Source organism: Nocardioides deserti (assembly GCF_014266025.1).
In the GTDB taxonomy this organism is placed as follows: domain Bacteria; phylum Actinomycetota; class Actinomycetes; order Propionibacteriales; family Nocardioidaceae; genus Nocardioides; species Nocardioides deserti.
The window spans coordinates 38,542-51,786 of the sequence record NZ_JACMYC010000018.1 but is presented as its reverse complement, the minus strand read 5'-3'; the positions used below and the strand labels follow the sequence as shown (position 1 = coordinate 51,786).

Sequence of the window (13,245 nt, the reverse complement as noted above, 5' to 3'; positions counted from 1 at the left end):
ACGGTCGAGAACCTTACACGCGAGTGTTTCGGCGCTCCAAAACGGCCCCGTCGACCGTGCGCCGCACGCCCATCGCGCGGGCCGCGAGCAGCGTCAGGCCGAGGAACGCGAGCGACTGGGTGAGCGTCACCGGCAGGCTCCACCACGTGCCGCCGGACGGGTTGAGCGCCGAGGTCATGTCGCCGAACGCGAGCGCGATCCCGAAGGCCAGCCAGTTGTTCAGCACGTGCATCGCGATGCCCGCCTCGAGGCCCCCGGTGAGGATCACCAGGGTGCCTGCGACCAGGCCGAAGGCGAAGCGGTCGAAGAAGATCGGCAGGTCCTGTCCCGCGCCGTGGGCCAGCGCGAAGAGGAACGCCGGCACGACCACGGCCACCCAGCGCCACCGCACCAGGCCGCCGAACGCCTGGGTGAGGTAGCCGCGGAAGGCGTACTCCTCCCCCGCCGCCTGCAGCGGCGTGAGCAGCAGCACGACGAGAGCGAAGTCACGCGTCGTGCGGGTGAACTCGTTGAGGTCGGTCGACACCTCGGTGCCAGCCCCCTGCGACGGGAGCACCGCCGAGACGACCAGGGTGAGCAGCAGTGCGACGAACGCCACCCCGAAGCAGGCCGCGAACCAGCGCCACCGCAGCCGCAGCCCCACCGACGAGACCCACCCGGGGCGCAGCCGGTGCAGGGCGAACCCCACCAACCACACGGCCGGGATCGCGAGCGCCCAGCCGAGGTTGACCAGCGCCAGGAACGACGGCGTGACCGGGTCGCCCGAGAGCCGGTCCAGCGCCTCGTCGACGCCGACGCCCGTCCCGACGAGGTAGATCGCCAGGACCGCGGTGACGACCGTCTGGAGGACGAGCACGAGCACCACGAGGAGCAGCAGCCCCACGAGCGGTCGCCACCACCCGGTGCGGCCGAGCCGGTGCAGCCGCTCGTAGGTCAGATCCACCGGTCAGTCCAGCGCGGAGCGGAGCCGGGACAGGCTCCGGTCGCGGCCGAGGAGCTCCATCGACTCGAACAGCGGCGGGGAGACCCGGCGTCCGGTGATCGCCACGCGCACCGGCCCGAAGGCGTTGCGCGGCTTGAGGCCGAGCTCGTCGACGAGCTTCGCCTGGAGGGCGTCCTGGATCGACTGGGTCGTCCAGTCCGCGAGCGGCTCCACGGCGTCGTACGCCGCCTGGACGACCTCGACGCCCTTCTCGTCCAGCAGCTTCGCGGCGTCCGCCTCGTCGCGGGTGAAGTCAGCCTCGTCGACGAAGAGGAAGCCGAGCATGTCGACGGCCTCGGTGAGCTTGTTGATCCGCTCGGCGACCAGCGGCATCGCCTTCTCGAGCAGCGCGCGGTCGGCCTCGTCGTCCGCGTCGACCACGCCGGCGTCGACCAGGAACGGCAGCACCCGCTCGGTGACCTGCTCGATGCTGAGCAGCCGCATCTGCGCGGTGTTGATCGCCTCGGCCTTCTTCAGGTCGAAGCGCGCGGGGTTGGGGTTGACGTCCTTGATGTCGAACGCCTCGACCATCTCCTCGAGCGTGAACACGTCACGGTCGGCGGCGATCGCCCAGCCCAGCAGCGCGAGGTAGTTGAGCAAGCCCTCGGGCAGGAAGCCCTGCTCGCGGTAGAGCGCCATGTGCGCCTGCGGGTCGCGCTTGGAGAGCTTCTTGTTGCCCTCCCCCATGACGTAGGGCAGGTGGCCGAACGCCGGGGTCTCCGTCGCGACACCGATCGCCTTGAGCCCCTCGAACAGCGCGATCTGGCGGGGCGTGCTCGAGAGCAGGTCCTCGCCGCGCAGCACGTGGGTGATCTTCATCGTCGCGTCGTCGACCGGCGCGGTGAGCGTGTAGAGCGGGTCGCCGTTGGCGCGGGCCAGCGCGAAGTCCGGCACGTGCTCGGTCTGGAAGGTGATCTCGCCGCGCACGAGGTCGTCGAAGGTGATCTCGCCGTCGGGCATCCGGAACCGGACGACCGGCGTGCGCCCCTCGGCCTCGAAGGCCGTCCGCTGCTCCGCGGACAGGTCGCGGCAGAAGCCGTCGTACCCCATCACCTTGGAGCCGCTGACCTTGCGACGCTGCTCGACCTCCTCGGTGGTGCAGAAGCAGTCGTAGGTGTAGGACGACTCGCGCAGCCGGGCCAGCACGTCGGTGTAGATGTCGGTGCGCTCGGACTGGCGGTAGGGGCCGTAGGGGCCGCCGACGACGACGCCCTCGTCCCACCCCAGGCCCAGCCACTGCATCAGGTCCAGGAGCGAGTCGTAGGACTCCTGGGTGTTGCGCTCCTTGTCGGTGTCCTCGATGCGGAAGACGAAGGTGCCGCCGTGCTTGCGCGCGAACGCCCAGTTGTAGAGGGCCGTGCGGGCCAGGCCGACGTGCGGACTGCCGGTCGGGGACGGGGCCATCCGGACGCGGACGGGGGTGTTGCTCAACGCTGGGCCACCTTGTTCGTGAGAGTGCCGAGGCCGGCGATCGAGATCTCGACCTCGTCGCCCACCTCCATCGGACCGACACCCTCCGGGGTGCCGGTGAGGATGACGTCGCCGGGGAGCAGCGTCATCACGCTCGAGACGTAGGACACGAGCGTCGGGACGTCGAAGATCAGGTCGGCGGTGCTGCCGTCCTGCTTGAGGTCGCCGTTGAGGAAGGTCTGCACGCGGACGCCGTCCGCGAAGTGCTGCGGGTCCAGGTCGGTCTCGATCCAGGGCCCGAGCGGGCAGAAGGAGTCGAAGCCCTTCGCCCGGGTGAACTGCACGTCGCCCTTCTGCAGGTCGCGCGCGGTCACGTCGTTGGCGATCGTGTAGCCGTGGATGACGTCGGTCGCCTGCTCCGGCGGCACGTCACGGCAGATCCGGCCGATGACCACCGCGAGCTCGCCCTCGAAGTGCAGGTTGCTCGTCTGCGGGGGGTAGAAGATCGGGTCGCCGGGCCCCACCACGCTGGTGTTCGGCTTGAGGAACATCAGCGGCTCGGCGGGCACGTCGTTGCCCATCTCGGCGGCGTGGGCGGCGTAGTTGCGGCCGATGCCCACGACCTTGCTGCGCGGCAGGACCGGCGCGAGCAGCCGGACGTCGGAGAGCTGGTGCTCCTGGTCGAGCAGCTTCATGCCGACGTACAACGGGTCGCCGGCGAGCGCCACGACCACGGCGTCCTCGTCGGGCTGCCCGAACTCGTCCAGCTCGCCGGTCACGACGCCGTACTGGGGGTCCTCGCCGGTGGTGAATCTCGCGATGCGCACGACTCGACACTATCGACCTAGCATCGGGCGCCGTGGAGGTGCTGGAACCCGCCGAGTGGCAGGCGAGAGCCGCGGCACACGCGGCTCGCGTCGACGCCTTCGTCGCGCCGCACCTCGCCCGCCGGGAGTCGCGGGTCAAGCACCCGGTGCACGACTTCCTCTTCACCTACTACTCCCAGCGGCCCGCGCAGCTGCGGCGGTGGCACCCGGGGTTCGGCGTGGGCCTCGTCGACGCGGCTGACCACGCCTCGCTCAAGGGGTACGCCGCCGTGCCAGGTGTGGACGGCGTCGTCGCCGTCGACCCGGCGTACGTCGTCTCCCAGCGGCCGCTGCTGGCGTCGTTGCGGGCGCTGCTCACCGCCACCTCGGAGCGGTCGGCGAACTTCGGGTGCTTCGGGATGCACGAGTGGGCGATGGTCTACCGCCTCGCCGAGGACGAGACGCGGCACGCCGACTGGCCGCTGCGCCTGGGCGCGGAGGGCACCGACACGGTCGTCGAGTCCCACCGGATCGCCTGCTCGCACTTCGACGCCTACCGCTTCTTCACCGAGCCGGCCCGGCCGCTCAACACCCTGCGGCCCACCAGCGCCGACCGGCCGGCGTTCGAGCAGCCCGCCTGCCTGCACGCCGGCATGGACCTCTACAAGCACGCCTTCCGGCTCACGCCGATGATCTGCTCCGACCTGGTCGCCGACTGCTTCGAGCTGGCCCGCGACATCCGCGAGCTCGACATGCGGGCCGCGCCCTATGACCTGAGCGACCTGGGCTTCGAGCCGGTGCGCGTCGAGACGCCCGAGGGCAAGCAGGAGTACGTCGCCGCCCAGCGCGCCTTCGCCGAGCGCGGCGCTCCCCTGCGCCGCCGGCTCGTCGAGGAGTGCGAGCGGCTGCTCGCCGTCGCCGCCGCTGCTGCTGGTTGAGCAGGAGGCGCCTCCGCGCCGGCCGCTGACGAGACCCAGCGGGCCGGGCGGGCGGCGGCGATGGAGACAAGCGCGCCGGGCTTCACTAAGGTCCGGGGCATGGACATCCTCGCGCGCAACAACGTGACGGTCCAGGGTCCGGAGGGTGCGCAGCCGATGGTCTTCGCCCACGGGTTCGGGTGCGACCAGAGCATGTGGCGGCACGTGGCTCCGGACTTCGCGGACCGGTACCGGGTGGTGACCTTCGACTTCGTGGGCGGCGGCGGGAGCGACCCGGCGGCGTACGACGCCGACAAGTACGCCTCGCTCGACGGCTATCGGCAGGACGTGCTCGACGTCGTGCGCGCGCTGGACCTGCGCGACGTGGTGCTCGTCGGCCACTCGGTCGCGGCGATGGTCGGGGCGATGGCGACCATCGCGGAGCCGGAGCGCTTCGCGTCGCTGGTGATGGTGGGGCCGTCCGCGCGCTACATCGACGACGAGGGGTACGTCGGCGGGTTCGCCCGCGAGGACATCGACGAGCTGCTCGAGTCGCTGGCGAGCAACTACCTGGGCTGGTCGGCGGCGATGGCGCCGGCGATCGTCGGCAACCCGGACCGGCCCGAGCTGGGGCACGAGCTGACCGAGGCGTTCTGCCGGATGGACCCCGACGTGGCGCGCCGCTTCGCGGAGGCGACGTTCCTCTCCGACAACCGGGACGACCTGCCGCGGGTGCCGGTGCCGAGCCTGGTGCTGCAGTGCCGCGAGGACGTGATCGCGCCGATGGAGGTCGGGGAGTACGTCGCCGAGCAGGTGCCCGACAGCACGTTCGTCGTCCTGGAGGCGACCGGGCACTGCCCGCAGCTCAGCGCCCCGGAGCTCACCTCGGACGCCATCGGCGCCTGGCTCGAGGGACGGGTCGCGGCCTGACCACCAGCCCGAACGCCCGCGACGACGCCGAACGGCTGCTCGACCAGGCACCGTGCGGCTTCCTGACGACCGCTCCCGACGGGACGGTGCTGCGGGTCAACGCGACCTTCCTGACCTGGACCGGCCGGCCCCTCGAGGCGGTGGTGGGTCGCCGGCTGGTCGACCTGCTGACGCCGGGCGGCCGGATCTTCCACGAGACCCACTACGCCCCGATGCTGCGGATGCAGGGGGCGGTGCACGAGATCGCGGTCGACCTGCGCTGCGGTGACGGGTCCCGGCTCTCGGTGCTGCTCAACGCGACACTGACCCGCGACGAGCACGGCGCGGAGCGTGAGGTGCTGGTCGCTGTCTTCGACGCGACCGAGCGGCGCCGCTACGAGCAGCAGCTGCTGCGCGCCCACGACGAGGCGCGCGCGGCCGAGGCGCGGGCGATGAGACTGGCGCGGACGCTGCAGCAGACTCTGGTGCCGCCGGTGCCGCCGCGCGTGCGCGGGCTGACGCTCGCGGCGACGTACCGCCCGGCCGGCGACGGCTCGCAGGTCGGCGGCGACTTCTACGACGTCTTCCCGACCGGGCCCGACGAGCAGGTCGTGGTCCTCGGCGACGTCTCCGGCAAGGGCGTCGACGCGGCCGTGGTGACCTCGCTGGTCCGCAACACCGTCCGCGCGCTCGCCGTGCTGCACCACCGGCCGTCGTCGCTGCTGGCCGAGCTCAACGACATCGTCGGCTTCCACGAGACCGACCGCTTCTGCACGGTGGTCGTCCTGCGGATGCGCCGCGAGCCGGACGGTGCGTGGCGGGTCGTCGTCGCGGCCGGCGGCCACCCGCCGCCGCTGCTGCTGCGCCCGGGGTCCGAACCGGTCGAGGTCGACGTCAACGGCCCGCTGGTGGGCATCCTGACCGACCAGGAGTACACCGAGACCGAGCTCCGCCTCGCGCCGGGCGAGGTGCTCGTGCTCTACACCGACGGGGTGACCGAGGCCCGGCGGGAGGGCGAGCTGTTCGGCGAGGACCGCCTGTGCGCGACGGTCGGGCGGCTCGGCGCCGCGGACGTCCCGGGCCTGGTGGCGGGCCTGCGCGACGAGGTCGTGACCTACCAGGGCGGTGTCACGCACGACGACATCGCGATCGTCGCGGTGTCGCCCACGCCGGATGTCGAGCCGGCGTCGGATCGCGAGGCGGGGCCGGATCGCCAGGCGGGGCCGGATCCCGAGACGGGGTAGTTGCGCGCCGCGCGCACGTTACTAAGGTGAGCCTTACCTAACTCGGAAGGAAGGCTCGTGCTCCCTGCCCCAGCCGCCGGCGACACCCGGCACCTGTTCCACCCCGACCACCTCGACGACTTCCTCGCCACGATGCGGCTCGGGCTCGACCACCTCGCCGGCGCGCTGCGCACCCAGCGGACGCAGCCCGGCCCCGCCACCGGCGTGCTGCCCGAGCAGGCCGCGAAGGTCGTCGCCGACGTCGACCTCGACCGTCCGCTCGGGGACACCGGCGCCGCGCTGGCGGAGATGAGCCGGGTCTGGCTCGACGACGCGGTGTGGTTCCACGACCCGTCGTACGTCGCCCACCTCAACTGCCCGGTCGTCGTGCCCGCCCTGCTGGCGGAGCTGTTCGTCTCCGCGGTGAACTCCTCCCTCGACACCTTCGACCAGAGCGTCGGCGGCACGTTCGTCGAGCGGCACCTCATCGACTGGACGACCGGCCGGATCGGCTTCGGCCCCACCGCCGACGGCGTCTTCACCAGCGGCGGGACCCAGTCGAACCTCCAGGGGCTCCACCTCGCCCGCGACGCCGCGCTCGCGGCCGGTCACACGCTGACCGACCTGCGGGTGCTCGCCTCGGCGGATGGCCACTTCAGCGTCCAGAAGGCCGCGAAGCTGCTCGGCCTCGCCCCCGACGCCGTCGTCACCGTCGCCGTCGACGAGGACCACCGGGTGGACCCGGCGGCGCTGGGCCGCGCGCTCGCCGGCGTGCGCGCGGACGGCCTGGTCCCTATGGCGGTCGTCGCGACCGCCGGCACGACCGACTTCGGCGCGGTCGACCCGCTCCCGGCGGTCGCCGCGCTGGCGGAGACGCACGGCGCGTGGTTGCACGTCGACGCGGCTTACGGCGGCGGCCTGCTCGCCTCGGCCCGGCTGCGGCCCCGGCTGGCCGGCATCGAGCGGGCCGACTCGGTGACGGTGGACTACCACAAGACGTGGTTCCAGCCGGTCTCCTCCAGCGCGCTGCTCGTCCGGGACAGCCGGCACCTGGGGCACGTCACGTGGCACGCGGACTACCTCAACCCGAAGGACCCCGAGGGCACGGGGCACCCCAACCAGGTCGACAAGAGCCTGCAGACCACCCGCCGGTTCGACGCGCTCAAGCTGTGGCTGACCCTGCGGGTGATGGGCCCGGACGCGATCGGCGGCTACGTCGAGGACGTCGTCGACCTCGCGACCGCGGTCGGTGAGCGGCTCGCCGAGCACCCCGAGCTCGAGCTGGCCGCGGCGCCGCAGCTCTCGACGGTGGTCTTCCGCTACCGGCCCGCCGGCCTGGCCGAGGACACCGCCGACCTGCTCGCCGGGCGGATCCGCTCGACGCTCTACGAGCGCGGCACCGCGATGGTCGCCGCCACGAAGGTCGCCGGACGCTGCTGGCTGAAGCTCACCCTGCTCAACCCGATGGCCACCCTCGACGACGTCCTCGCCGTCACCGACGCCGTCGCCGCGCTCGGCCGCGAGCTCACCGCGGAGGTGGCGGCATGAGCGCACCGCGAGAGCACGTCCACAACAGCCACGTCCACGACGTCGTCGGCATCGGCCTCGGCCCGTTCAACCTCGGCCTCGCCTGCCTCGCGGAGCCGGTCGAGGACCTCGACTGCGTCTTCCTCGAGGCCCGCGAGACGCTCGCCTGGCACCCCGGGATGATGCTCGACGACGCGACGCTGCAGGTGCCGTTCCTCGCCGACCTGGTGACGATGGCCGACCCGACCTCGCGTTGGTCGTTCCTGAACTACCTCAAGGAGACCGGCAACCTCTACCCGTTCTACATCCGCGAGTCCTTCTACCCGCTGCGCCGGGAGTACGACGACTACTGCCGGTGGGCCGCTGAGCGGCTCGGCTCGGTGCGGTTCGGCCAGGCGGTCACGGCCGTCGAGCACGACGGGTTCGCGTACGTGGTGACCACCGCGCGCGGCGAGGTCTTCCGCGGCCGCAAGGTGGTGCTCGGCACCGGCACGCAGCCGCGCGTGCTCCCCTGCGTCCGCGACGCGGGCGGGCCGGCGGTCCACACGGCCGACTACCTCGCGCACAAGGCCGAGCTCCAGCGGCTGCCGCGGATCACGATCGTCGGCAGCGGCCAGAGCGCCGCGGAGGTCTACCACGACCTGCTGTCGGAGAGCCCGGACCACGACTACGAGCTGGTGTGGCTGACGCGCAGCCCGCGGTTCTTCCCGATGGAGTACACCAAGCTCACCCTCGAGCTGACCTCGCCGGAGTACACGTCGTACTTCCAGGGCCTGCCCGGTGCGACCCGCGAGCGGTTGCTGCGCGAGCAGCGCTCGCTCTACAAGGGGATCAGCGGCGACCTGGTCGACGCGATCTTCGACCTGCACTACCGGCTGCGGGTCCAGGGCGCCGGCCCCCGCACGACCCTGCTGACCAACACGAGCGCGGTCGACGCGACCTGGGACGGCACGGCGTACGACCTCGGCCTGCACCACGACGAGACCGGCGAGGACTTCTCGGTGCGCACCGAGGGCCTGGTGCTGGCGACGGGGTACGCCGCTCAGGTGCCGCCGTTCCTCGACCCCGTCCGCGACCGGCTGCGCCTCGACGGCCGCGGTCGGTTCCTCGCGTCGGCGACGTACGCCGTCGACAAGGCGGGCACGGAGGTCTACGTCCAGAACGCGGAGGAGCACACGCACGGCTTCGTGGCGCCCGACCTGGGGATGGGCGCCTACCGCAGCTCGGTGATCATCGCGGCGCTGACCGGCCGCGAGGTCTACCCGGTCGAGAAGCGGATCGCCGTGCAGTCCTTCGGCGTGCCCGACCACCTGCGGAGGGTGCCGTCGTGACCGTCTCCCACCTGCTTCGCGTGACCCTCGAGCCGCTCGACCTCGACCGCGACCTCGGCCTGCTGCACGCCTGGGTCACCCACCCCCGCTCGGCGTTCTGGCTGATGCAGGGGGCGAGCGTGGCCGACGTCGCGAGCGAGTACGCCGCCATCGCCGAGGACCCCCACCACCACGCCTGGCTGGGGCGGGTCGACGGCGAGCCCGCGTTCCTCGTCGAGACCTACGACCCGACGCTGTCCGCGCACTCGCCGATCCGCGACCTGCCCGACCTGCGGCCCGGTGACCTCGGGATGCACGTGCTCGTCGCGCCGCCGGCCGGCGACCCGGTTCCCGGCTTCACCCGCCGGGTCTTCGGCGCGGTGCTCGACCACTGCTTCGCCGACCCAGCCGTGCGACGGGTCGTCGTCGAGCCCGACGCCCGCAACGGCGCGATCCGCGCGATGAACACCGCCTTCGGGTTCCGCGAGGTCCGCACCGTCTCACTGACCACCCCCGTCGAGAAGGAGGCCGTCCTGTCCGTGCTCGACCGCCCTGCTGACCTGACTGTTGACCTGCCCGCTGACATCCCGGCCGCGGAGCATCTGAGGCCGGACCACCTCGCTCGCGCGCAGCGCCACCTGGTGACCAAGGCGCTGTCCGAGCTCTCGCACGAGCGGCTGCTCGCGCCGACCTCTGTCGGGTCCGGGGGCGACCGCTGGGAGCTGGTCTCCCCCGACGCGCGGACGCGCTACACGTTCCGCGCGCAGCGGCTCGCCCTCGAGCACTGGGCCGTCGATCCGACCAGCGTGGAGCGGACCCTCGACGGCGAGCCCGCACCGCTCGACGTGCAGGAGCTGGTCGTCGAGCTCGCCCCGCTGCTGGGCATCCCCGACGAGTTGCTGCCGACGTACCTCGAGGAGCTCGCGGCCACGCTCGCCTCGGCCGCGTGGAAGCTCGAGCACTCAACGCTCGGCGTGGACGACCTGCTGGCCGCGCTCGAGGGGCCACCCGCGGCGGGCTACCAGGTGCTCGAGTCCGCGATGACCGAGGGCCACCCGGGGTTCCTGGCCAACAACGGGCGGATCGGCTTCGGTGTCGACGACCACGCGGCATACTCCCCCGAGGCCGGCGCGCCCGTCCGCCTCGTCTGGGTGGCCGCCCGGCGCGATCACACCCGGCTCTCGCTGGCCGCGGACCTCACCGAGCAGCAGCTGTGGAAGACCGAGCTCGACGAGGAGACGCGGGTCGGCTTCGAGAAGCGGCTGCGCGACCTCGGGCTCGACCCGGGCGACTATCTCTACCTGCCGGTGCACCCGTGGCAGTGGCGGCGGAAGGTCGCGGTGACGTTCGCGCCGGACGTCGCGCGGCGCGACCTGGTGCTGCTCGACCAGGGGCCGGACGACCACCAGGCGCAGCAGTCGATCCGGACGTTCTTCAACACCAGCCGGCCCGAGCGGCACTACGTGAAGACGGCGCTGGCGGTGCAGAACATGGGGTTCCTGCGCGGGCTGTCGCCGGCGTACATGGGTCCGACGCCGGCGATCAACGACTGGGTCGCCGGGCTCGTCGAGGCCGACCCCGAGCTGCGCGCATCCGGCTTCTCGGTGCTCCGCGAGCGCGCCGCGATCGGCTACACCGGCGACGCCTACCACCGGCTCGCCCAGCGGGCCGGCGTGCGGTCGCCGTACCAGAAGATGCTCGCCGCGCTGTGGCGCGAGAGCCCGCTGCCGCGGCTCGCCGAGGGCGAGCGGCTGGTCACGATGGCCGCGCTGCTGCACCGCGACGGCGACGGCCGGTCGTTCGTCTCCTCGCTCGTCGAGCGGTCCGGGCTGCCCGCCCGGGAGTGGGTGCGCCGCTGGCTCGACGCCTACGTCCGGCCTGTCGCGCACTGCCTGGTCGCGCACGAGCTGGCGTTCATGCCGCACGGGGAGAACCTCGTGCTCGTGCTGCGCGACGCCGCCGTCGACCGCGTGCTGATGAAGGACGTCGGCGAGGAGGTCGCGGTCATGGACGACCAGCCGCTGCCGCCCGACGTCGAACGGATCCGCGCCGACGTGCCGCCGGACGTGCGGGCGCTGGCGCTGCACACCGACGTGTTCGACGGGGTGCTGCGGCACGTCGCGGCGATCCTGCACCTCGACGGGGTGCTCGACGAGTCGGCGTTCTGGGCGGAGGTGCGCGACTGCCTCGTGCGCCACCGCGACGACCACCCCGAGCTGGCCGAGCGGCACGCGGCGTACGACCTGCTGCGCGCCGAGTTCCGCCACAGCTGCCTCAACCGGCTCCAGCTGCGCAACACCCTGCAGATGGTCGACATCACCGACCAGGCGGAGTCGCTGATGTACGCCGGCACGTTGGCCAACCCCGTCGCGCCGGCCGGTCCCGCGGGGGTGGTTGACTCCCCGGCGTGACGTGGCCGGGGCACAGCGTGCTGCAGGTGCCGGTCCCGCCGCTCGAGCCGTTCGTGCGGGTCCGGCACGCGCACTACGACCCGGCCTGGGTCTCGGCCGACCCGGCGTTCGTGCACGCGCACGTGACCGCGCTTGGCCCGTGGCTCGCCGAGCCGTCGCCGGCTGACCTGGCCGTGGTCGCAGAGGTCGCGGCGTCCGTCGAGCCGTTCGACTTCGTGCTCGAGCGGGTGGCGACGTTCGCGAGCGGGATCGTGCACCTGGTGCCCGAGCCGGACGCGGCGTTCCAGGCGCTGACCGAGCGGCTGACGGCGGCGTTCCCGCAGTGCCCGCCGTACGCCGGGGAGTTCGCGCCGGTCCCCCACCTCACCCTCGACCTGCGCTCACCTGAGGTCTCGGAGGAGTCGACACGGGCGCTGCTCGGCGACGTGGTGCCGGCTCGGTGCCGGGCGGACTCGCTGGACCTGGCGTGGTACGAGGCGGACGGCTGCCGGCTCGTCCACCGGTGGCCGCTCGGCCGTCGGCGCCCTGTGCTTGGCTCGGCCCCATGAGCAGCCCCGAGGAAGTGGAGGACCAGCACCTGCGCGAGCTCGACCTGTACGGCGAGGACCTCGGCGCCGTGCGGTACGTCGACTGCACCTTCACCGACGTCGACCTCACCGACGCTCGGACGGCCGGGGCGGTCTTCGAGCGGTGCACCTTCCACGGCGGCCGGTTCAACGCCTCCACGCACGTCTCGACCGCCTTCGTGGCGTGCGACTTCCGGCGGGTGTCGTTCTTCGACGCGACCCTCGAGGGTTGCAAGCTGACCGCGTCGGTGTTCAGCGAGTGCACGCTGCGGCCGCTGCGCGTGGTCGGCGGGGTGTGGCGCGGCGTGACCCTCCGGGGCACCCGCCTGGCCGGGCTCGACCTCACCGGCCTCGACCTGCGGGAGGCCGACCTGTCGCTGTCGGACCTGACCGGCACGGTGCTCCGCGACTGCCGGCTCGACGACGCGCTCCTGCGCGAGACGGTGCTCGACGGCGCGGACCTGCGGGGGGCGACCCTCGACGGGGTCGACCTCACGACGGCGCGCCTGCGGCGTACGAAGCTGGACCTGGCGGGCGCCGTCCACCTCGCCGAGCTGCACGGGGCGCTCGTCGACTAGTGCTGCGCCGCGGTCCGGGCCTTGATCCCGTCGACGACCAGGCCGACGCCGACCTCGAGGTCGGAGCGCTCGCGCGGCTCGTCGTCGATGGCGCCCGCGCTGCCGGCCTGGAGGTGGGTCTGCTCGTCGGTCGTGTGGCCGAAGACGAGGTGCAGCAGGGTGCGGGTGGCGGCGCGGACGAGGTCCGCCGGCGCCTCCGATCCAGCGACGGCCTCCGCGAGCGCCCGCTCCGGCGCCTCGGCACCGAGACCGAAGGCGTGGACGGTCGCGACGACCTCGGCCCCGTCACGGTAGGCCAGCATCGCGTCGCGCAGCTCGAGGCAGCGCGCCAGCACCCGGTCCTCCCACCGACCGGTCGGCGCGGACCGGGCGCCGCGGGCGAGCAGCTCGTCCGCGACGGCGGCCAGGAGCAGCTGCTTGCTCGGGAAGTGGTGGTAGAGCGCGCTGGGCTGGACACCGAGCTCCTTGCCCAGCCGGCGCATGGTCAGGTCGCCGAGCCCATAGGTGTCGAGCACCCGCAGGGCCTGGTCGACGACGTCGGCGCGGTGGTTGCGCACGTCACAGTCTCCTCCCCGTTGACCTCCGGACGCCCCGACCCTAACCTGA

General features: G+C 72.8%; 12 protein-coding genes. 8 read left to right on the top strand and 4 right to left on the bottom strand.

The features are described 5' to 3' along the window. Nucleotides 1-13 precede the first annotated feature (13 nt). From H7344_RS18335 to H7344_RS18325, 3 genes are read right to left on the bottom strand one after another with little or no spacing between them, the layout of a single operon-like run. Nucleotides 14-943, bottom strand: a complete 930-nt coding sequence (locus tag H7344_RS18335) for a CPBP family intramembrane glutamic endopeptidase (RefSeq protein ID WP_186347428.1) — start codon at nucleotides 941-943, stop codon at nucleotides 14-16. Nucleotides 944-946: 3 nt separating this feature from the next. After that, nucleotides 947-2,386 carry a glutamate--tRNA ligase gene (gltX, locus tag H7344_RS18330; RefSeq protein ID WP_222130865.1) on the bottom strand — a complete coding sequence of 480 codons (1,440 nt, stop codon included), beginning with the start codon at nucleotides 2,384-2,386 and terminating at the stop codon, nucleotides 947-949. A gap of 23 nt (nucleotides 2,387-2,409) precedes the next feature. Further along, a complete protein-coding gene (locus H7344_RS18325) occupies nucleotides 2,410-3,219 on the bottom strand; it encodes a fumarylacetoacetate hydrolase family protein (protein WP_186347426.1) in 810 nt (269 codons plus the stop codon). Nucleotides 3,220-3,251: 32 nt separating this feature from the next. On the opposite strand from H7344_RS18325, the gene H7344_RS18320 reads away from it, so the two are divergent. The 8 genes from H7344_RS18320 to H7344_RS18290 all read left to right on the top strand — a co-directional run bounded on the left by H7344_RS18320 (nucleotide 3,252) and on the right by H7344_RS18290 (nucleotide 12,639). After that, nucleotides 3,252-4,136 carry a 3-methyladenine DNA glycosylase gene (locus tag H7344_RS18320; protein ID WP_186347425.1) on the top strand — a complete coding sequence of 295 codons (885 nt, stop codon included), beginning with the start codon at nucleotides 3,252-3,254 and terminating at the stop codon, nucleotides 4,134-4,136. A gap of 99 nt (nucleotides 4,137-4,235) precedes the next feature. Then, nucleotides 4,236-5,045, top strand: coding sequence for an alpha/beta fold hydrolase (locus tag H7344_RS20925; RefSeq protein ID WP_229706864.1), 810 nt, complete (start codon nucleotides 4,236-4,238; stop codon nucleotides 5,043-5,045). Continuing rightward, nucleotides 4,970-6,268 carry a PP2C family protein-serine/threonine phosphatase gene (locus tag H7344_RS18315; protein WP_313960341.1) on the top strand — a complete coding sequence of 433 codons (1,299 nt, stop codon included), beginning with the start codon at nucleotides 4,970-4,972 and terminating at the stop codon, nucleotides 6,266-6,268. Before H7344_RS20925 ends, H7344_RS18315 begins: the two co-directional genes overlap by 76 nt. Nucleotides 6,269-6,325: 57 nt before the next feature. Next, entirely contained in the window at nucleotides 6,326-7,795 is a 1,470-nt protein-coding gene (locus H7344_RS18310) for a pyridoxal phosphate-dependent decarboxylase family protein (protein ID WP_308423311.1), read from the top strand. Then, on the top strand, nucleotides 7,792-9,105 hold the full coding sequence (locus H7344_RS18305; protein ID WP_186347423.1) for a lysine N(6)-hydroxylase/L-ornithine N(5)-oxygenase family protein: 1,314 nt from the start codon (nucleotides 7,792-7,794) through the stop codon (nucleotides 9,103-9,105). Before H7344_RS18310 ends, H7344_RS18305 begins: the two co-directional genes overlap by 4 nt. After that, nucleotides 9,102-11,495 (top strand): GNAT family N-acetyltransferase, encoded by a 2,394-nt coding sequence (locus H7344_RS18300; protein ID WP_222130855.1) that lies wholly within the window; start codon nucleotides 9,102-9,104, stop codon nucleotides 11,493-11,495. The genes H7344_RS18305 and H7344_RS18300 overlap by 4 nt, the downstream gene beginning before the upstream one ends. Further along, nucleotides 11,492-12,043 (top strand): 2'-5' RNA ligase family protein, encoded by a 552-nt coding sequence (locus H7344_RS18295; RefSeq protein ID WP_186347422.1) that lies wholly within the window; start codon nucleotides 11,492-11,494, stop codon nucleotides 12,041-12,043. Before H7344_RS18300 ends, H7344_RS18295 begins: the two co-directional genes overlap by 4 nt. After that, complete coding sequence (locus H7344_RS18290) at nucleotides 12,040-12,639, top strand: pentapeptide repeat-containing protein (protein WP_186347421.1); 600 nt, start codon at nucleotides 12,040-12,042, stop codon at nucleotides 12,637-12,639. The genes H7344_RS18295 and H7344_RS18290 overlap by 4 nt, the downstream gene beginning before the upstream one ends. On the opposite strand, the gene H7344_RS18285 is transcribed toward H7344_RS18290, so the two are convergent. Beyond that, on the bottom strand, nucleotides 12,636-13,196 hold the full coding sequence (locus H7344_RS18285) for a TetR family transcriptional regulator (protein WP_186347420.1): 561 nt from the start codon (nucleotides 13,194-13,196) through the stop codon (nucleotides 12,636-12,638). The genes H7344_RS18290 and H7344_RS18285 overlap by 4 nt on opposite strands. Nucleotides 13,197-13,245 lie beyond the last annotated feature (49 nt).